Source organism: Streptomyces sp. NBC_00158 (genome assembly GCF_045160885.1).
Taxonomy (GTDB): domain Bacteria; phylum Actinomycetota; class Actinomycetes; order Streptomycetales; family Streptomycetaceae; genus Streptomyces.
In genome coordinates this window covers 2,830,423-2,849,544 of the sequence record NZ_CP108161.1, presented here as the reverse complement: position 1 = coordinate 2,849,544, position 19,122 = coordinate 2,830,423, and the positions used below count along the sequence as shown (strand labels likewise).

General features: G+C 73.4%; 16 protein-coding genes and 1 pseudogene. 9 read left to right on the top strand and 8 right to left on the bottom strand.

Annotation, left to right across the window (positions count from 1 at the left end; all coding sequences use genetic code 11):
- Positions 1–44: 44 nt before the first annotated feature.
- Positions 45–311: pseudogene (locus tag OG553_RS12880) on the bottom strand (chorismate mutase); the annotation flags it as partial.
- A 372-nt stretch (positions 312–683) separates the two neighbouring features.
- On the opposite strand from OG553_RS12880, the gene guaA reads away from it, so the two are divergent.
- The 4 genes from guaA to OG553_RS12860 all read left to right on the top strand — a co-directional run bounded on the left by guaA (position 684) and on the right by OG553_RS12860 (position 5,055).
- On the top strand, positions 684–2,276 hold the full coding sequence (gene guaA, locus OG553_RS12875) for a glutamine-hydrolyzing GMP synthase (RefSeq protein WP_405979131.1): 1,593 nt from the start codon (positions 684–686) through the stop codon (positions 2,274–2,276).
- 132 nt (positions 2,277–2,408) lie between these two features.
- On the top strand, positions 2,409–3,185 hold the full coding sequence (locus tag OG553_RS12870) for a class II aldolase/adducin family protein (protein WP_405979130.1): 777 nt from the start codon (positions 2,409–2,411) through the stop codon (positions 3,183–3,185).
- Positions 3,186–3,302: 117 nt separating this feature from the next.
- The gene (locus tag OG553_RS12865) at positions 3,303–4,544 is read left to right on the top strand and encodes a hypothetical protein (RefSeq protein ID WP_405979129.1); all 1,242 of its coding nucleotides are present in this window, start codon (positions 3,303–3,305) and stop codon (positions 4,542–4,544) included.
- Positions 4,545–4,563: 19 nt separating this feature from the next.
- Positions 4,564–5,055 carry a DoxX family protein gene (locus tag OG553_RS12860; RefSeq protein ID WP_405979128.1) on the top strand — a complete coding sequence of 164 codons (492 nt, stop codon included), beginning with the start codon at positions 4,564–4,566 and terminating at the stop codon, positions 5,053–5,055.
- Here OG553_RS12860 and OG553_RS12855 read toward each other — a convergent pair.
- Positions 5,019–5,243: a hypothetical protein gene (locus OG553_RS12855; protein WP_405979127.1), complete on the bottom strand. Its 225-nt coding sequence runs from the start codon at positions 5,241–5,243 to the stop codon at positions 5,019–5,021. The genes OG553_RS12860 and OG553_RS12855 overlap by 37 nt on opposite strands.
- On the bottom strand, positions 5,230–6,525 hold the full coding sequence (locus tag OG553_RS12850) for a PspC domain-containing protein (RefSeq protein ID WP_405979126.1): 1,296 nt from the start codon (positions 6,523–6,525) through the stop codon (positions 5,230–5,232). Before OG553_RS12850 ends, OG553_RS12855 begins: the two co-directional genes overlap by 14 nt.
- 131 nt (positions 6,526–6,656) lie before the next feature.
- Here OG553_RS12850 and OG553_RS12845 point away from each other — a divergent pair, with 131 nt between their 5' ends.
- The 3 genes from OG553_RS12845 to OG553_RS12835 all read left to right on the top strand — a co-directional run bounded on the left by OG553_RS12845 (position 6,657) and on the right by OG553_RS12835 (position 9,864).
- On the top strand, positions 6,657–7,949 hold the full coding sequence (locus tag OG553_RS12845; RefSeq protein ID WP_405979125.1) for a PspC domain-containing protein: 1,293 nt from the start codon (positions 6,657–6,659) through the stop codon (positions 7,947–7,949).
- Complete coding sequence (locus OG553_RS12840) at positions 7,946–8,641, top strand: response regulator transcription factor (protein WP_007265981.1); 696 nt, start codon at positions 7,946–7,948, stop codon at positions 8,639–8,641. Before OG553_RS12845 ends, OG553_RS12840 begins: the two co-directional genes overlap by 4 nt.
- Positions 8,642–8,751: 110 nt before the next feature.
- On the top strand, positions 8,752–9,864 hold the full coding sequence (locus tag OG553_RS12835) for an alpha/beta hydrolase (protein WP_405979124.1): 1,113 nt from the start codon (positions 8,752–8,754) through the stop codon (positions 9,862–9,864).
- A gap of 6 nt (positions 9,865–9,870) precedes the next feature.
- On the opposite strand, the gene OG553_RS12830 is transcribed toward OG553_RS12835, so the two are convergent.
- Positions 9,871–10,923, bottom strand: coding sequence for an NlpC/P60 family protein (locus OG553_RS12830; RefSeq protein ID WP_405979123.1), 1,053 nt, complete (start codon positions 10,921–10,923; stop codon positions 9,871–9,873).
- A 181-nt stretch (positions 10,924–11,104) separates the two neighbouring features.
- The gene (locus tag OG553_RS12825) at positions 11,105–11,461 is read right to left on the bottom strand and encodes a hypothetical protein (RefSeq protein ID WP_405979122.1); all 357 of its coding nucleotides are present in this window, start codon (positions 11,459–11,461) and stop codon (positions 11,105–11,107) included.
- An 86-nt stretch (positions 11,462–11,547) separates the two neighbouring features.
- On the opposite strand from OG553_RS12825, the gene pcrA reads away from it, so the two are divergent.
- The gene (pcrA, locus tag OG553_RS12820) at positions 11,548–14,049 is read left to right on the top strand and encodes a DNA helicase PcrA (protein ID WP_405979121.1); all 2,502 of its coding nucleotides are present in this window, start codon (positions 11,548–11,550) and stop codon (positions 14,047–14,049) included.
- A gap of 55 nt (positions 14,050–14,104) precedes the next feature.
- Here the strand turns inward: pcrA and OG553_RS12815 are convergent, their stop codons facing one another.
- Together OG553_RS12815 and OG553_RS12810 are read right to left on the bottom strand one after the other, a co-directional pair.
- Positions 14,105–15,562, bottom strand: a complete 1,458-nt coding sequence (locus tag OG553_RS12815) for a M23 family metallopeptidase (RefSeq protein ID WP_405979120.1) — start codon at positions 15,560–15,562, stop codon at positions 14,105–14,107.
- 272 nt (positions 15,563–15,834) lie between these two features.
- A complete protein-coding gene (locus OG553_RS12810) occupies positions 15,835–16,668 on the bottom strand; it encodes an esterase/lipase family protein (protein WP_405979119.1) in 834 nt (277 codons plus the stop codon).
- Positions 16,669–16,878: 210 nt separating this feature from the next.
- Here OG553_RS12810 and OG553_RS12805 point away from each other — a divergent pair, with 210 nt between their 5' ends.
- Positions 16,879–17,283: a cobalamin B12-binding domain-containing protein gene (locus OG553_RS12805; protein WP_362467164.1), complete on the top strand. Its 405-nt coding sequence runs from the start codon at positions 16,879–16,881 to the stop codon at positions 17,281–17,283.
- Between the two features lie 38 nt (positions 17,284–17,321).
- Here the strand turns inward: OG553_RS12805 and OG553_RS12800 are convergent, their stop codons facing one another.
- On the bottom strand, positions 17,322–18,896 hold the full coding sequence (locus tag OG553_RS12800) for a DUF5691 domain-containing protein (RefSeq protein WP_405979118.1): 1,575 nt from the start codon (positions 18,894–18,896) through the stop codon (positions 17,322–17,324).
- Positions 18,897–19,122: the final 226 nt, after the last annotated feature.

Genomic DNA, 19,122 nt, shown 5'->3' with positions numbered 1-19,122 from the left:
CCCCGGTCACGCTCCGGACGGGTGACGAACGGGCGGCCGCGCGCTCAGACGCGGCCCCGGCACAGCTCCAGCAGGGTCATCGCGAGGGCGGTCCCCGGCTTGCCGAGGGCATCGCTCCAATGGGAGAGCACCTCCATCTCGCGCGACAGGTGCACCCGCCGGCCGCCCGCGCCGATCCGGGCCTCCTGGATGACGGCCGACACGGCCATCCGCTCCTGGATCAGCCCGATGATGCGGTCGTCGAGGGCGTCGATGCGCTCGCGGGAGCCGGCGATCAGCTGCTCGGGGGTGGTGGCGATCGTGGTCATGGCGTCTCTCCTGTGCTGGGTGGTGGGCGGTGGCCCGGCAGGAGCGGAAACGCGGAGCGCCCCGGTCCTGTCGGACCGGGGCGCTCTGGGAAGTCAGCGGCTCAAGCGAGCATCACGATGACCCATGGCGACCGGACCGGCCGGTGCCATAGGTAAAGAGGAAGCTCAGCTGCTTGCGCATGGTGTGGATTATGGCCCCCCGGCCGGGCCCCGGCCAACCGGGCCCGGATGCTGAGACGCCCCCGCGGTGACCCGCTCCCGGGCGCCGGGGCGGCCCGGGCGTGACGTGGGCCTCGGATGGTGCGACAAAACGGCGGCCGGCGCCACCGGTAGAATCGACAAAACAGCCACCACTTTCCGCCGGAAGGCCGCCCCGTGCCAGAAGCACCCTCCGCCGCCCACGACAGCGCCCCGGACACGGTCCTCGTCGTCGACTTCGGCGCGCAGTACGCCCAGCTCATCGCCCGCCGCGTCCGCGAGGCCCGCGTCTACAGCGAGATCGTGCCCAGCACGATGCCCGTGGCCGAGATGCTCGCCAAGGACCCCAAGGCGATCATCCTCTCCGGCGGCCCGTCCTCCGTGTACGAGGAGGGCGCCCCGCGCCTGGACGACGCCCAGGCCCTCTTCGGCTCCGGCGTCCCGGTCTTCGGCATGTGCTACGGCTTCCAGCTGATGGCGACGACCCTCGGCGGCACCGTCGACAACACCGGCGCGCGCGAGTACGGCCGCACCCCGCTGTCCGTCTCCAAGTCCGGCTCCACCCTCTTCGAGGGCACCCCCGAGAACCAGTCGGTGTGGATGTCCCACGGCGACGCCTGCTCCGCCGCCCCCGAGGGCTTCACCGTCACCGCGTCGACGAACGTCGTCCCGGTCGCGGCCTTCGAGAACGACGAGCAGAAGCTGTACGGCGTGCAGTACCACCCCGAGGTGATGCACTCCACGCACGGCCAGCAGGTCCTGGAGCACTTCCTCTACCGGGGCGCGGGCCTGAAGCCCACCTGGACCACCGGCAACATCGTCGAGGAGCAGATCGCGGCGATCAAGGCGCAGGTCGGCGACAAGCGCGCCATCTGCGGCCTGTCCGGCGGCGTGGACTCCGCGGTCGCCGCGGCCCTCGTCCAGAAGGCCATCGGCTCCCAGCTGACCTGCGTGTACGTCGACCACGGCCTGATGCGCAAGGGCGAGACCGAGCAGGTCGAGAAGGACTTCGTCGCGGCCACCGGCGTGCAGCTGAAGGTCGTCGACGCGCAGGAGCGCTTCCTGACCGCGCTGGCCGGCGTCTCCGACCCGGAGACCAAGCGCAAGATCATCGGCCGTGAGTTCATCCGCGTCTTCGAGCAGGCCCAGCTGGAGATCCTCCAGGAGGACGGCCCGGCGGTCGCGTTCCTGGTCCAGGGCACCCTGTACCCGGACGTCGTGGAGTCCGGCGGCGGCACCGGCACCGCGAACATCAAGTCGCACCACAACGTGGGCGGCCTCCCCGACGACATCGAGTTCGAGCTCGTCGAGCCGCTGCGCCAGCTCTTCAAGGACGAGGTCCGGATGGTCGGCCAGGAGCTCGGCCTGCCCGAGGAGATCGTCCAGCGCCAGCCCTTCCCCGGCCCCGGCCTCGGCATCCGCATCGTCGGCGAGGTCACCAAGGAGCGCCTGGACCTGCTGCGCGAGGCCGACGCCATCGCCCGCCACGAGCTCACCGCCGCCGGTCTCGACCGCGAGATCTGGCAGTGCCCGGTCGTCCTCCTCGCGGACGTCCGCAGCGTCGGCGTCCAGGGCGACGGCCGCACCTACGGCCACCCCATCGTGCTGCGCCCCGTCTCCTCCGAGGACGCGATGACCGCGGACTGGACGCGCATGCCGTACGAGGTCCTCGCCCGCATCTCGACCCGCATCACCAACGAGGTGCCGGACGTGAACCGCGTGGTCCTGGACTGCACCAGCAAGCCCCCGGGCACCATCGAGTGGGAGTAGTACCCACCCGCAGGCCCTGACGGAGCCGCCGCACCCCTCGACGGGGGGCGGCGGCTCCGTCGTTCCTATGGCCAGTTGGCGGCCGCGCCGGTACCTTGCGCCGCGAACGTGGTCAAGGGGGAGGGGAAAGCCGTGCCGGACCAGCCCGTGCCCGTGCCGGTGGACCGGCTGGCCTTCGAGATGCCGCCGGTGCACGAGGACCCGGCCCGCGAGCGCGCCCACCGCAAGGAGCGGCTCGCCGGGACGCTGCGGCTGCTGGGGCGCCTCGGGTACGAGGACGGCGTCTCGGGGCACGTCACCGCGCGGGACCCCGAGTTCGCGGACTGCTACTGGGTGAACCCCTTCGGCCGGGCCTTCGCGGGCATCCGCCCCGAGGACCTGCTGCTCGCCGACGGCGACGGCCGGGTGCTGGAGGGCGGCCGGCGGCTCAACGAGCTGGCGTTCGCCGTGCACGCCGCCGTCCACCGGGCCCGGCCCGACGCCGTCGCCGTGGTCCGCGCGCAGGGCCCGTACGGCAGGGCGCTGGCCTGCCTCGGCGAGCTGCTGGCCCCGGTCACGCAGGAGGCCTGCGCCTTCTACGAGGACCACGCGCTGCTGGACGAGTACCCCGGCGGCGGCGTCGCCGACCCGTGGCGGGTGGCCCGCGCCCTCGGCCCGTACAAGGCGCTGATCCTGCGCAACCAGGGACTGCTGACGGTCGGCGGATCGGTGGACGCGGCCGCCTGGTGGTTCATCGCGGCGGAGCGGGCCGCGCAGGTGCAGCTGATCGCTCGGGCGGCCGGGAAACCGGTGCCCGTCGACCACCGCGCGGCCGTGGCCACGCGGGATCGGTTCGGCGGTGATCTCGCCGCGTGGGTGAGCTACCAGCCGCTGTGGCAGACCGTCGAGGACGTGGCGTCAACATCATGAACCGTTAATCACCTGCTCTGACATCGTGCGCAATCCGGAGCACTGCCGCAGTGGTGCACAATTCGCTGGCATTGCACCGTAGTTCAGAGAGGCGGCACGCACGTGGCTGTCCAAGAGATGTCCCGGAGTACCCACACCGCCGTCTGCGCCTGCGACGACTGCGCACGGGAGGGGCACCGCAGAGCGGTCGCCGCGTTCCTGGAGAAACGGGACGAGTTCGCCGCCGGGCAAGGGGTGCCGGCCGCGGTGGCCCACTCCCTCGGCGCCTCCCGCCAGTGGGTCTCCGACGAGCTGGCCCTGTCCGCCCGCACGGTCGCCGACCGGGGCCGGGAGGCCGGGAACTCCTGGCTGTACCTGTTCTCCCGACGGGCCGTCCTCACCCTGTGGATCGCCGCCGGGGTGCTCCTGCTGGTCCAGGTCGGCACCGCGCTCGGCACCGGCTGGTCCGCCGCCCGCACCGCCGGTCTGCTGGCCGCGGTGCTGCTCGCCGGGCTGCTCACCGCCGCCGCCCGCGCCCAGTCGCTGCGCGGCGGGCTGCTGGCCCCGGTCGTGGGGGAGGACAACCGGCTGTCGACCTCGAAGGCGGTGCCGAGCGCCTGGCTGGTGCTGACCGCGTTCGCGGCGCTGCTGCCCGCGCTGCGGCTGGCCGCCTCCTCGCCCGGCCCCGAGCGCGAGACCCTGTACCAGGGGTTCGCGCTGGAGCGGGCGCTGCCGCTGCTGTCGGTGGTCGCGCTGACCTCCGCGGTGGCGGTGCTGGTCCGCCGCGTGGTCTGCGTACGCATCATGGGGCAGCGGCTGCAGAAGCTGCCGGCGGACCGGCCGCGCGGGGTGGACCTGCTGACGGACGACGACGGCCGCGGCAGCTTCCCGGACGCGCAGTACGTGCTCGTCTCCACCGTCGTGCTGGCCTACGCGGCGGTGTCGCTGGCCCGGTTTCCCGACCGGCTGCCGCAGCTGCCGTGGGCGCTGGCCATGCTGGTGGCCCTCTCGGCGGCGGTGTACCTCGCGGCGAAGTACGCCGAGGGCAGCCGCCCGCTGGTGCTCTCGGTGGTCCGCAGGCGCGAGCCCGGCGACATCGACGCGGCCGTCCGGCCCGGCGACGACATCGAGATCCGCGGCGTCGGCTTCGTGCCGCCCGGCGCGCGGACCCCGGAGATGCTCGCCCGGCTGGTCGTACGGGTCGGGGCGGTCCACGTGCACGTGCCGCTGGTCCCGGTGGCGGGCGGGTTCACCAACCCCTCCGACTCGGTGCTCACCGTTCCGGTGCCCGCGGAGGTCGAGCCGGGCCGCGTCGACGTCCAGGTGGTCACGGCCGCGGGGGTGGAATCCAACCGCTGCGTCATCGACGTGGCCGAGTGAACGGGGTAGACATGGGGGCGTGACCCGAACTGACGCCCCATCCGGGCAGCGGACGACCACCCCGCTCAAGGAGCTGGCCACCCGCTACGCGCTCTTCCCGCTGCGGATCTTCCTCGGCGTGACCTTCGTCTACGCAGGCATCGACAAGCTGACGGCCGGGGGCTTCCTCGCGGAGACCGGCAGCGGCTCGATCGGCGAGATGATGCGCGGGGTGCGCGACACCTCCGCGATCCCCGCCCTGGTGGACCTCGCCCTGAAGGCCCCCGTCGGCTTCGGCGTGGCCATCGCCATCGGGGAACTCCTCGTCGGACTCGGCGTGCTCGCCGGGGTGCTGACCCGGCTCGCCGCCGCCGGCGGCCTGCTCATCTCGCTCAGCCTGTGGCTCACCGTCTCCTGGGCCGTGACCCCGTACTACTACGGCAACGACCTGGCGTACCTGATGGCCTGGACCCCACTGGTCCTCGCGGGGGCGCCCTACTGGTCCTTCGACTCGATGATCCGGTCGCGCTGATCCCGGCGCACGGCGTACGTGACCATCCCGACCAGGGCGGCCAGCACCAGCCCGCCCACCGCGAACGGGACCACCAGGAACCACGGCACGTCCGTCTCGCCGGCCGCGTCGAGCAGGTAGAGCACGCCCGCGGCGGTCAGGACCAGCCCCGCCAGCAGCCGTCCCGGCTGGAACTCATGACGCCGCACGGGCCACCTCCACCTGTCCCACGCCCGCCTCCAGGCGCAGCTCGATCGTCCCGCCGGCCTCGGTGCCGGCGGCCGGGGGCAGGGTCGCCCGCCGGCTCTCGCCCTCGCTCCTGATCCGGATGCCGGGGCCGGTGTCCCCGGGCAGCTCGATGTCGCCGAGCCGGATCGACACGTCTGCGTGCGCGGTGACCTCCCGGGGGAGGACCACCTTCAGCCGGCCCGCCTCGATGGAGGCGCGGACGGCCACGGTCGCGCCCTTGGGCACGTCCAGGCGGCTCAGGTCCAGGGTCGCCAGCCCGGTCCCCGCCTCGTACGCGGGACGTACGTCGGCCACCGCCGCCGGGCGCCAGGCGGTGTCCCGCCAGTCGGTGCCGATCTCGCGCGGCATGGCCACCGCACCCGCGAGCAGCACGGCGGTGAGCAGGCCGAGCAGGACCGTGCCGAAGCCGGTGCGGCCCTTGACGGAGCTGACGGCCAGACCCAGCCCGAAGACGGCGAGCGCGGACGCGAGGCCCACCTGGAGGGCGTGCCCGAGGGTGCTGCCCTCCCACACCGAAGCGGTGCCGATGCCTCCCGCCAGCACGGCCAGTACGAACACCCGGCCGCCGATGCCGCCGCGCGGCCGTGCGGGCACCCCGCGCCGGGGCTTCTCCGGGGCGGTGCCCGGCCGGTCCCGGCCGGAGTCCCCGTCGTCGGGGCCCCACAGGTAGCCGGCCGAGCCGACCGGGCCCGTGGTGCCGTCCTTGACCAGTGGGTCCCGCCACCAGGAGGGGCTGCCCGGCACCGGCGGCGCCTGCGTCTCGGGCGGCGCCGGGCGGTGCGAGGCCGGGGCCCGCACCTCGGGGGCGGCTGCGGCGCGGTGGCGCCGGGACCAGTAGGAGGCCCCGCCGAGGGCCAGGATGACCAGGACCGAGAAGGCCCCCATCACCCCGTTGTCCAGCATCGACAGGAACAGGGCGCAGCCCACCAGGGCGCTGAACACGGCGGCGAGGGTGGCGCCCTCGACGCGGCCGGTCAGCAGCCGCTTGCCCTCGCTGTCCTCGTCCCCCTCCAGGGGGAGCAGCAGCCACGCGAAGCCGTAGAAGATCAGGCCGACGCCGCCGGTGACGGCGAGCACCCCGAGGACGATCCGGAACACCACCGGGTCCAGGTCGAAGTACCGGCCGAGGCCGCCGCACACGCCCGCGAGGACCTTGTCGCGCTTGCTGCGGCGCAGGGGTGGCCGCTCGGCGGGGGCCGGTGCCCCGGGATCCCCGGGCGGGGCGTCTTGTACGTCGGTCATGGGTCCATGGTGACGGGCGGTGCGGCCCCCCGGCACCGGGCCCTACCCTGGCGCAACCCTGATATCCCCCCTACAGAACTGGGGGGATGCCCTGATGCCCGGCCGCTGCCGGACGTGTGACCCTTGGTGGCATGCCCGTAGCCGCCGCTCCACGCATTCCGCACGCACCCGAACCGGAGGACGTCCCGCAGCGCAAGCTCTACCGCAGCGCCGACGGCCGGATGCTCGGCGGGGTCGCGCGCGGCCTCGCGGGTCACCTCGGGCTGCCCGTGATCTGGGTCCGGCTCGCCTTCCTCGGCATGTTCATGTTCGGGGACGGGCTCGGTGTACTGCTCTACGCGGCGTTCTGGGTCTTCGTACCGCTCGGCCAGGGCGGCAAGACCGGGCACCACTCCTTCTTCGAGACCCTCGCCGACGGCACCCGCCGGGTGCGCAAGCCCGACAAGGGAGCGGTCTCCGGCCTGATCGCGCTGGCCGTCGGCGCCTGCATCTTCGTCTCCCAGCTCCGCTTCGGCGGCGAGAACGGCCGCTACATCTGGCCCACCCTGCTCGTCGGGGCCGGCGTCGTCCTCGTCTGGCGGCAGGCCGACAACGCCCGCCGAGCCCACTGGAGCGCGGCCGGCGACCGCCAGAAGCGGCTGTTCCAGGCGGGCCGGGCGCTCGCCGGGGTCGTCCTCGTCGGCGTCGGCCTGACCGTGTTCATCGTCGTGCGCGGCTCCGCGGCCCAGCTCGGCAACCTCCTCACCGCCGTCCTCGCCGTCCTCGTCGGCATAGCCCTGCTCGCCGGGCCCTGGCTGATCCGGATGACCCAGGACCTCTCCGAGGAGCGCCTGATGCGCATCCGCGCCCAGGAGCGCGCCGAGGTCGCCGCCCACGTCCACGACTCGGTGCTGCACACCCTCACCCTGATCCAGCGCAACGCCGAGGACGTCGGCGAGGTCCGCCGCCTCGCCCGCGCCCAGGAGCGCGAGCTGCGCAACTGGCTCTACAAGCCCGAGGGCACCGGCAAGGACGAGGCGGAGGAGCCGGCCACGCTGGCCGAGGCCGTGAAGAAGACCGCCGCCGACGTGGAGGACCACCACGGCGTCCCGATCGAGGTGGTCGTCGTCGGCGACTGCCCGCTCGACGAGGGCCTCGGCGCCCAGGTCCAGGCCGCGCGCGAGGCGATGGTCAACGCCGCCAAGTACGGTGGCGAGGGGCCCGTCCAGGTGTACGCGGAGGTCGAGGGGCAGACGGTGTTCGTGTCCGTGCGCGACCGCGGACCGGGCTTCGACATGGAAGCGGTACCGGACGACCGCATGGGCGTACGAGAATCGATCATCGGCCGGATGCAGCGCAACGGGGGCACCGCGGTGCTGCGGTCCGCGCCCGACGGCGGCACGGTAGTCGAGCTGGAGATGGAGAGGGCGGCGAAATCAGCATGACCGAGGACAACGCGACCACCGGCGGCGCGGGCAGGAGGGTCCGGGTGGTCCTCGTCGACGACCACCGGATGTTCCGCACCGGGGTCCAGGCCGAGATCGGCGAGACCGCCCGGACCGGCGTCGAGGTCGTCGGCGAGGCCGCCGACGTGGACCAGGCCGTCACCGTCATCACCGCCACCCGCCCCGAGGTGGTCCTCCTCGACGTGCACCTGCCCGGCGGCGGCGGCGTCGAGGTGCTGCGCCGCTGCGCCCCGCTGATGGCGGCCGCCGAGAACCCGGTGCGGTTCCTCGCGCTGTCGGTGTCGGACGCCGCCGAGGACGTCATCGGCGTCATCCGCGGCGGCGCGCGCGGCTACGTCACCAAGACCATCACCGGCACCGACCTGGTGGACTCCGTCTTCCGGGTCCAGGACGGGGACGCGGTGTTCTCGCCCCGCCTGGCCGGCTTCGTGCTGGACGCCTTCGCCTCGACCGACGCCCCGCCGGTCGACGAGGACCTCGACCGGCTCACCCAGCGCGAGCGGGAGGTGCTGCGGCTGATCGCGCGCGGGTACGCGTACAAGGAGATCGCCAAGCAGCTCTTCATCTCGGTGAAGACGGTCGAGTCGCACGTCTCCGCGGTGCTCAGGAAGCTCCAGCTCTCCAACCGGCACGAGCTGACCCGCTGGGCGACGGCCCGCCGGCTGGTCTGACCTGCGGATGAACCGGGGGTGACGCCCCGGGGCCGGCCCCCCGGGGTGTGATCCACGCCGCAGGCGTGGAGGGCAACCGGGAGGCATCGCGGCGGGTCTTGGGTGGCGTGATGAGCCTGACCGGGACCCCTCTCTTCGCGACGGCGGTCGTCCTGACCGTGACCGCCGTCGTGCTGCCGCTGGCCGTGTGGAGCAAGGTGCGCGGCCCTGCCGTCGCACGCGTCGCCACCCGCGCGCTGATGGTGCTGTTCGCCCAGGTCACCGCCGTCGCCCTGGTGTTCCTCGCGCTCAACCGGGAGATGAACTTCTACGTCTCCTGGGGCGATCTGATGGGCACCGGGAAGTACGTCCAGGCCGCCCCCGACCTGGGTGCCGACGGGCTCGGCGGGAAGAAGGCCGAGCAGGTGCGGGAGGAGCCGAAGGTCCGCCAGGAGTTCGTACCGGTCGAGGGGCTCGGCGGGCGGGTGAAGAAGACCGAGCTCGACGGGAAGATCTCCGGCGTCAAGGGCGACGTCATGGTGTGGCTGCCGCCGCAGTACGACGACCCCGCGTACAAGGACAAGAAGTTCCCGGTGGTCGAGCTGATCCCCGGCATACCCGGCACGGGCAAGTCCTGGTTCCAGGGGCTCAAGGCGCACGAGGTGCTGGAGCCGTTGATGAAGGAGGGCAAGGTCCAGCCCTTCATCCTGGTCTCCCCGCGCGCCATGCTGCTCGGCAACGGCGACACCGGCTGCGCCAACATACCCGGCAAGGTCAACGCCGACAGCTGGTTCAGCGTCGACGTCCGCAAGATGGTCACCGACAACTTCCGGGCCTCCGACGAGGCCCGCACCTGGGGCGTCGCCGGCTACTCCGCCGGCGCGTACTGCGCCGCCAAGCTGGCCATCCTGCACCCCGACCGCTACGGCGCCGCCGTCTCCCTGTCCGGCTACAACGACCCCGGCCAGGAGCCCAGCTCGCTGGTGGCCAAGGACCCGGAGCTGCGCCGCACCCACAACCTGAAGGAACTCCTCAAGGCCCAGCCCGCGCCGCCCGCGGTCGCGCTGTGGATGTCGGGCGCCGAGCACGACGGCTACCTGTCCGGGACCGACCTCAAGGCCCTCGCGCAGAGCCCGACCACCGTGCACGCCGAGAAGATCACCGGCGGGCACAACCTGGAGGCCTGGTCGAAGCAGCTGCCGCAGACCTTCGGATGGCTCAGCCAGCAGGTCAAGACGCCGTAGCGGGGGTCACGCCGGGCGGGAGGCGCCGGCCCAGGGCATGGAGTCGACCGGTGCCAGCCGGACCGTGGACCCGGGGCGCGGGGCGTGGATCATCTGGCCGTTGCCGACGTACATGCCGACGTGGGTGACTCCGGAGTAGAAGAAGACCAGGTCGCCGGGGGCCAGCTGGTCCCGGGAGACCCGGCTGCCCGCGTTGATCTGCGTGTAGGTGGTGCGGGGCAGGGACACCCCGGCCGCGCGCCACGCCGCCTGGGTCAGGCCGGAGCAGTCGTACGAGCCCGGTCCCGTCGCGCCCCAGACGTACGGCTTGCCGATCGCCCCGTAGGCGAAGGCCACCGCGCGGGCGGCGCGCGAGGCCCCGGTCGCCGGCGGCGGGGTGTGCGGGGCGCTCGCCGGGTCGGCCCCGACGGCGGCGGCGGTGCCCGACCGCGCCTCGTACGCGGCCCGCTCCTCGGCGGTGAGCCGGGCCAGCAGCTGCCGGGCGGTGGCGAGCCTGTCCTCGATGACGGTCTTCTGCGCGGCGAGCTCGTCCCGGCGGGCGCGCAGGTCCGCGAGCCGGCCGGCGGCCCGGTCGCGCAGCCGCCCGACCTCGTCGAGGCCGCGTTTGACGGCCGCCACCTCCGAGGCGGTCCGGTCGCCGGCCCGGGTGAGCATGCCGGCCCGGTCCAGGTACTCCTGCGGGTCGGGGGCCATGGCCAGCTGGAGGGCGGGGCCCAGGCCGCCGCTGCGGTACTGGGAGGCGGCGAGCGAGCCGAGCGCGCTGCGGGCGGTGTTCAGCCGGTCCGTCTTGCGGGCGGTCTCCTCGCGCAGCCCGGTCAGCTCCCGCTCGGCCTCCTCCGACTTCGCCTTCGCCCCGTTGTACTTCTCCGTCGCCGCCTCGGCCTCCCCGTAGAGCCGGTCGACCTCCGCCTTCACCTGGGCGGGGCCGAGCTGCGGCTCGGCGTGCGAGGTGCCTTCGAAGGCGGTGGCGGTGGCAGCGCCCGCCAGGGCGAGGGTGGCGGCGGTCCGTACGGTGCCGCCGGAGAACGGGCGCTGCCTGGGCTTTCGATGACTGGCCACGGGGGCCTCACGTCCTTCCGCTCGTCCCGCAGGTCTGGGGGAGGTCTCGGGGGAGGACGCTAAACCCGAAGGTAACGGGCAGATGACGAGATGATCGGAAGTGGCTTCCTCCGACCGGGACTGGTCCGAGCGGGACCGGTCGGTGCCAGAGGACGGCCGTTCAGTGCCGGAGGACGGCGGTTCAGTGCCAGAGGACGGCGATGAAGATGTTGGCCACGGTCAGGCCGCCGACCGCCGCGAAGAGCCCCTTCTCCACGTGCTCCTCGTCGCGCTTGACGTAAACGAGGGCCAGGATCACGAACAGGACCGCCAGCTTCACGCCGATCTTGACGTGGTCGAGCGGGGCCCCGTCGCCCATCTCGCGGAAGCCCACCAGCAGCACACCGGTGACCAGCATGGTCAGCGCACCGTGCAGCATCGCGGGCACGAAGCGCGCCGTACCGGCGCCCATCGCCTTCATCTGGGTCAGGAACCCGCCGAGGAGCGAGGCGATGCCGATGATGTGCAGGCCGACGAAGATGTTGGTCAGAACGGTCATGCCGCCGAGGGTACGGGGCGCCTTCCGCGCCCTGTTTTCCGGGGGCGGGACCGGCTGTCGGTCCCGCCCTCTAAACTCGGAAGGCGATGAGCAGCCTCTTTGACGACAGCTTCCTGGCCGACCTCACCCCCTCCGACGAGGTCCCGCCGCCGCCCGAGGAGCACGCCGAGCCGGAGCACGGCGCGGACGACCTCTTCGGGGGCGCCTTCGACGTGCCCATGAGCGGGGACGCGTACTACCGGGACGGCGCCCCGCGCCCCGTCATCGACCCCGCGACGCTCCTGGACGGGCTGAACGAGCAGCAGGCCGCCGCCGTGGTGCACGCGGGCTCGCCGCTGCTCATCGTGGCCGGCGCCGGCTCCGGCAAGACCCGCGTCCTCACCCACCGCATCGGCCACCTGCTGTCCGCGCGGAACGTCCACCCGGGCCAGATCCTGGCGATCACCTTCACCAACAAGGCCGCCGGCGAGATGAAGGAACGCGTCGAGGGCCTCGTCGGCCCCCGCGCGAACGCCATGTGGGTGTCCACCTTCCACAGCGCCTGCGTGCGGATCCTGCGCCGCGAGTCGAAGCGGCTCGGCTTCACCTCCTCGTTCTCGATCTACGACGCGGCCGACTCGAAGCGCCTGATGGCGCTCGTCTGCCGGGACCTGGACCTGGACCCGAAGAAGTTCCCGCCCAAGTCCTTCAACGCCAAGATCTCGAACCTGAAGAACGAGCTCATCGACGAGGACGCCTTCGCCGCGCAGGCGGCCGACGGGTTCGAGAAGACGCTCGCCCAGGCGTACGCGATGTACCAGGGCCGGCTGCGCGAGGCCAACGCGCTCGACTTCGACGACATCATCATGACCACGGTCCACCTCCTCCAGGCCTTCCCGGACGTGGCCGAGCACTACCGGCGCCGCTTCCGGCACGTCCTGGTCGACGAGTACCAGGACACCAACCACGCCCAGTACACGCTGGTGCGCGAGCTGGTCGGCCCCGGCTACCCGGACCTGCCGCCCGCGGAGCTCTGCGTGGTGGGTGACGCCGACCAGTCGATCTACGCCTTCCGCGGCGCGACGATCCGCAACATCCTCCAGTTCGAGGAGGACTACAAGGACGCGACGACGATCCTGCTGGAGCAGAACTACCGCTCCACGCAGACGATCCTGTCCGCGGCCAACGCGGTCATCGAGCGCAACGAGAACCGCCGCGCCAAGAACCTGTGGACCCAGGCCGGCACCGGCGCCGTCATCACCGGATACGTCGCCGACACCGAGCACGACGAGGCCCAGTTCGTCGCCGACGAGATCGACCGGCTCACCGACGCCGGCGACGCCAAGGCCGGCGACGTCGCGATCTTCTACCGGACCAACGCCCAGTCGCGCGTGTTCGAGGAGATCTTCATCCGCGTCGGCCTCCCCTACAAGGTCGTCGGCGGCGTCCGCTTCTACGAGCGCAAGGAGGTCCGGGACGTCCTGGCCTACCTGCGCGTCCTCGCGAACCCCGAGGACAACGTCCCGCTCCGCCGCATCCTGAACGTGCCCAAGCGCGGCATCGGCGAGCGCGCCGAGGCGATGATCGACGCGCTCGCGATGCGCGAGAAGATCACCTTCCCGCAGGCGCTGCGCCGCGTCGACGAGGCCTTCGGCATGGCCGCCCGCTCCACCAACGCCGTCAAGCGGTTCAACGTGCTGATGGAGGAGCTGCGCACGATCGCGGAATCCGGCGCGGGCCCGGCCGTCGTGCTGGAGGCGGTGCTGGAGCGCACCGGATACCTCGCCGAGCTCCAGGCGTCGACCGACCCGCAGGACGAGACCCGGATCGAGAACCTCCAGGAGCTCGCGGCCGTGGCCCTGGAGTTCGAGCAGGCGAGGACCGAGGAGGCCGCGACATCAGCGCCTGGCGGCGCGGGGGGCACGCTCGCCGAGTTCCTGGAGCAGGTCGCGCTCGTCGCCGACTCCGACCAGATCCCGGACGAGGACACGGACGGCTCGGGCGTCATCACGCTGATGACCCTGCACACCGCCAAGGGTCTGGAGTTCCCGGTGGTCTTCCTGACCGGCATGGAGGACGGGGTCTTCCCGCACATGCGCGCGCTCGGCCAGACCAAGGAGCTGGAGGAGGAGCGCCGCCTCGCCTACGTGGGCATCACCCGGGCCCGGGAGCGGCTGTACCTGACCCGCTCCGGCATGCGCAGCGCGTGGGGGACGCCCTCGTACAACCCGCCCTCGCGGTTCCTGGAGGAGATCCCGGCCGAGTACCTCCAGTGGAAGCGGACGGGCGCCGCGCAGAAGCCGGCGGGGCCGGTGCGCGGTTCCGGGTACGGCTCGTCCTCCGGGAAGGCCACCTTCGGGACCTCGCCCGAGGCGTTCCTGTCCTCCTCGCGGACCAAGTCCGGCCCGTCCGGCTTCGCCACGCGCCGGGCCGCCGACAAGCCGGTCGTCGCGCTGTCCGTCGGGGACCGGGTCACCCACGACCAGTTCGGTCTGGGCACCGTCATGGAGGTCCGGGGGGCCGGCGCGGACGCGCAGGCCACCATCGACTTCGGGGACGCCAAGCCGAAGCGGCTGCTGCTGCGCTACGCGCCGGTGCAGAAGCTGTAGGAGTGACAAAGGCCGGGGCCTTCGGGCCCCGGCCTTTGCCGTCGTCCGTCTCGGCTCAGCTCGGGTCCAGGCCGTGGCTGCGCAGCCAGGCGGCGGGGTCGATCGCGGAACCGCCGCCGGGGCGCACCTCGAAGTGGAGGTGCGGGCCGGTGGAGTTGCCGGAGTTGCCGGAGTACGCGATGACGTCGCCGGCCTTGACCTGCCCGGACCGGATCTTGGTGCTGCTGAGGTGGCAGTACCAGGTCTCGGTGCCGTCGGGGGAGGTCAGGATGGCCATGTTGCCGTAGGCGCTGTTCCACTGGGTGCGCATGGTGCCGTCGGTGGCGGCCATGACCGGGGTGCCGTAGCCGACGGGGAAGTCGATGCCGGTGTGCACCGACATCCACATGCCGCCGGCCTGGCCGAAGCTGGCGCTCAGGCCGTGCTGGGCGACGGGAACCGCGAACTTGGGGCGGGCCGCTTCCTTGGCCGCGGCCTCCTCGGCGCGCTTCTTCTTCTCTTCTTCCTGGCGCTGCTTGAGGTCGATGCGCTCCTGCGTGCGGCTCGCGCGGTCCGCGAAGTCGCCCGCGTCGGCGCTGAGCGCCGCCAGCTGCGTGTCGAGCTTGTTGTTCGCCTCGACCGGCTTCACCGAGGACGGGTCCGGGGCGGCCATCGTGGTCGTTTCCTCGGACGGCTTGTCGGAGCCGGTGAGTCCGCCGACGGAAGCGGCGGCCACACCCGCGACGCCCATCACGCACGCGGAGGGCACGGCCACCGTCAGCAGGGCGGACCGCTTGGCCGGGCTGCGCCGGCGGCTGCCTGCGGCGGCGCTGCCGCCGCCCTTGGCAGCGTTGCCGCGGCCCGAGCCGCCCTTGCCGTTGGCCCTGCGGCCGGCGCGGGGTCCGGGGGCGGACGCGGCGGCGGACGGGGTGAGCGGCACGGCCTGCGTGGGCATGTCGTGCACCGGGGCGTCCGGGAAGTCCGGCTCCTCCCCCTCGGCCGTGGCGGGCACGGGCTCGAAGACGGAGGTCTCGTCGTCGGCGTACGGGTCGGTGTCCGCGAAGCCTTCGGTGTCCGCGAAGCCTTCGGCCGCGCCGCCGTTCCAGGCGGTGGCGTCGTAGGTGCCGGTCTCCTGGCCGTAGCCGGGGAGGGTCCAGTGCCCGGTCTGCTCCGCGCCGGCCGGGTCGTAGCCGAGGGGGGCCGACGGGTACTCGGCGGTCGCGGCGTTCCAGGCGCTCGCGTCGTACTGGCCCGTGGTGTCCTCGGGGACGGTCTGGGCCGGAACGCTGGAAAGGTAACTCTCCGGAGCGGACCACCCGGTGGTGTCGTACGAGCCGGTGTCGCCCGCGGACGGGTACGCCGCGTACGCGTCGTACGTTCCGTAACTGCCGGAAGCGGCGTAGTCCGTGACGAACTGGTAGCCCTGGCCCTGCGTTTCATAGGACGCATATGCCTGGTCACCAGCGAAAGTGGTGGTGGAAAGGCCGTCGTACCCGTAATCGGGGTACTGGCCCGACGTCGGGCGGTCGTTCACCAACTTCTCTTTCGCCTCGGCAGTGGGGCCTGGGTGGCCGGGGAACTCAAGGTTCACCGGAGGAGAGCAGTGGCGTGACTGTACCCGGCGGTTACTCGCCTCGACAATCTTCCGAGTGTTTCGTCCTCAGCGGAACCGGGCATTCGGCCGTCTTTCGGTCGCCGGAAGACCGAGCCTTGGCCTTGAGTTCGAAATTCGTTCGACTGGCGGTCGACCGATGTTGTACGCACGGGCCCGCGCGGCGGCCGGGCGGGCACGCGGTCCCGGCCGTCTCAGACGACCAGGCTCCGACCCCCGGTTCCCGCGGCGCGGGCGGACTCCGCGGGGCGGGGAGCGCCGTCCGCCGCGCGCAGCGGACCGTCGAGGGCGCGCCGGACGGCGGTGATGACGGCGGGATGGACGGCGAGGGCGAGATGTCCGATACCGGTGACCTGTACGTTCGTCGCGTCCAGGTCGGCGTGCTCGATCCGGGCCGTCCCGGTGGGCGCCATCAGCGCGTCGAACTCGCTCCAGAACGCCACGAACCGGGTCCGGCAGCCGGGCGCGGGCGCACCCAGCTCGGCCATCACCTCGGAGTCCGGGCGCACCTGGCGCACCAGGGGGTGCGCGTCCATGAACGGCGCGACCCGGGTGCCGCCGTGCGGGGTGCCCAGGGTGACCACGGTGCGCACGCGCGCGTCGCCGCCGAGCCGCTGGACGTAGTACCGCGCGACCAGGCCGCCGAGGCTGTGCCCCACGATGTCCACCCGCTCCTGGCCGCTGCGCTCGCACAGCTCCTCGACACGCCGGGCGAGGTGACGGGCCGTCCTGCGCAGGTCGCGCGTGAAGGGGGAGTGGTTGTACGTCTCCGCGCGCCGCAGGCCGCCCGCGCCCAGGGCGCGGCGCAGCAGGACGAAGACCGAGCGGTTGTCGGTGAAGCCGTGCAGGAGCAGCACCGGCGGCGGCTGTCCGGGCGTCCGGGCGGCGGGCAGCTCCGGCGGGCGCTCCTCCCGTATCCCGGTGGGGTAGAGGAGGAGGTGCCCGGCGAGCACCGCTGCCTCCAGGACCGCCGCCCGCAGGGCGGCACCCGTGCGCGGCACGGGCAGCGGCGCGATCGTCAGCCCCATGGACGGCCTCCCCCTGGACCATTCGGGTGCGGGGCCGTACCGCCTGCGCTGCCCCGCCACCGTGCCGTGCGGCTGTCGGCGCGGTGGCGGGGCGACGGGGCGGTGGTGAATCAACGGCGTCCCACGTGTGATTTCCCCCTCCCCGTTGACCGCGAAACGGTGCCGTGCGCAATGCTGTACTTAACGTTCGTTCACTCGGGAGGCAGTGCGATGGGTGTGACCGGTCCGATCCGTGTGGTGGTGGCCAAGCCGGGTCTCGACGGCCACGACCGCGGCGCCAAGGTGATCGCGCGGGCGCTGCGCGACGCGGGCATGGAGGTCATCTACACGGGCCTCCACCAGACCCCCGAGCAGATCGTGGACACCGCCATCCAGGAGGACGCGGACGCCATCGGCCTCTCCATCCTCTCCGGGGCGCACAACACGCTCTTCGTCCGCGTCATCGAGCTCCTCAAGGAGCGCGACGCGGAGGACATCAAGGTCTTCGGCGGCGGGATCATCCCCGAGGACGACATCGCCCCGCTCAAGGAGAAGGGCGTCGCCGAGATCTTCACCCCCGGCGCCACCACCACCTCCATCGTGGACTGGGTCAACGCCCACGTCCGCCAGGGCTGACCCGCCCCCCCCGCGACAGCGTCGGCCCCGCCGCCCGTTCAGGCGGCCGGGGCCAGTTCCGCGAGCATCGCCGCGCGCAGCCGGAGGGTGGCCACCAGGCGCTGGAAGGCCTCCGCCCAGTAGGCGGCGGCTCCCGGTGAAGCCTCCGACGGGTCCTCGGCGGTGCCCGTCAGCGCCTCCAGGCGGTCCGCCTCCGCCGGGTCGAGACAGCGCTCGGCCAGGCCCATCACCCCGCTGAAGCTCCACGGGTAACTGCCCGCCCCGCGTGCCGCGTCCAGCGCGTCCACCACCGCCCGGCCCAGCTCCCCCGCCCAGGGGACCAGGCAGACGCCGAGCAGCTGGAAGGCCTCCGACAACCCGTGGGCGCGCACGAACTCCGCGACCCACGCGGCCCGCTCCTCCTCGGCCAGCGTCTCCAGCAGCTTCGCCCGCTCCGCGAGCGAAGCCGTGCCCGGGCCCGCCGCCGGCGGCGCGGACGCGGGGCCCAGCAGGGCCTTCGACCAGACCGGGTCGCGCTGGCGCACCGCCGCCCGGCACCAGGCCGCGTGCATCTCCTCCGCCCAGCCCTCGGCCACGGGCAGCGCCACGATCTCCGCCGGCGAGAGCCCGCCGAAGCGGTCCCGCCAGCAGGACAGCGGGGCCGCCTCCACCAGCTGGCCGAGCCACCAGGCCCGCTCCCCGCGCCCGGCCGGCGGCCGCTTGACCACCCCGTCGCGCAGCATGCCCGCGTCGCACTCCGCCGGCGGCACCACCGTCCCGGGGCCGACGCAGGCCAGTGCCCGCTCCGCCATCCGCCCGGCCAGCGCCGAGGCGGGCAGCGCGGACAGCAGTTCGGCGGCGGTCGCCCGGACGTTGCGGCTGCGGTCGGCCAGCGCCGCCTCCAGGAACGGCTCGTCCGTACCGGACAGCCCGGACCGCAGGGAGTCGAGGAACATCAGCCGGTCCTCGGCCCGCTCCGTGGCCCAGGTCGTGGCCAGCAGCCGGGGCGCCGCCGCCGGCTCGTGGGCCCGGACGGCGCCGAGCAGGGCGACCCGCTCCGCGAACAGCCCCTCCTCCCAGAGCCGGGCCACCGCCTCGCCGTCGGCCGGGTCGGGCATCTCCCCGCCGCCTCCGGCCGCGCCGCGCAGGGCGAACCGCCACTCCGGGTTCAGCCGGGCCAGCCACAGCCCCCGCGCCCCGGCCAGGGCCAGCGCCTGCGGGCGCAGGTCGGTCCGCGCCCGGCCCGCGTCCAGCAGCGCCGGGACCAGGGCCGACGGCGCCCGGTACCCGTGCCGTGCGGCGGCGGCCAGCCACTGCGGGAGCAGCTCCGTCAGATCCGGTGCGGCCCCGCGCCGTCCGCCGCCGCTGCCCGCCGCGGTCCGGCCGGCCAGCAGCTGCGCGAGCCGCCGCCGGGCGGCCTCCGGGGGCTCCGGGCGCGGATCGTGCGCCGCGGGCCGGGGCCGCCGGGCCGCCTCGCCGGGCCGCAGCCCGGCCCGGCGCCGCAGCGTCTGCACGGCCGCCGCGTCGAGCAGCGCCTCCGGCGAGCCGCCCCGCCGCCCGGTGCCCAGCAGCGCGGCGGTGACCAGCTCCTCCCAGTCCCGGTCCATGCCGGTCCCTTCGTCACCCTGGGCCATCGCAATCCCTCCCTCTCCAGTCCCCGTCGGTCGTGCGCGGTCAGTCGTGCGTCGCGAGTCGTGCGCCGTGCCGGCCCGGCCGCGGCCCGGCCCCCTGTGCGGGGCCGCGGCACCGGAACCGCCGTACGGGCGTGTTCAGCTGGCGTGGTTGTCGTTCATGAAAGCCCCCCGGCTCCTCGTGTCCGCGCCGGCGCCCCCGCGCCCGCGCGTCCTCCATGTCGGTCTG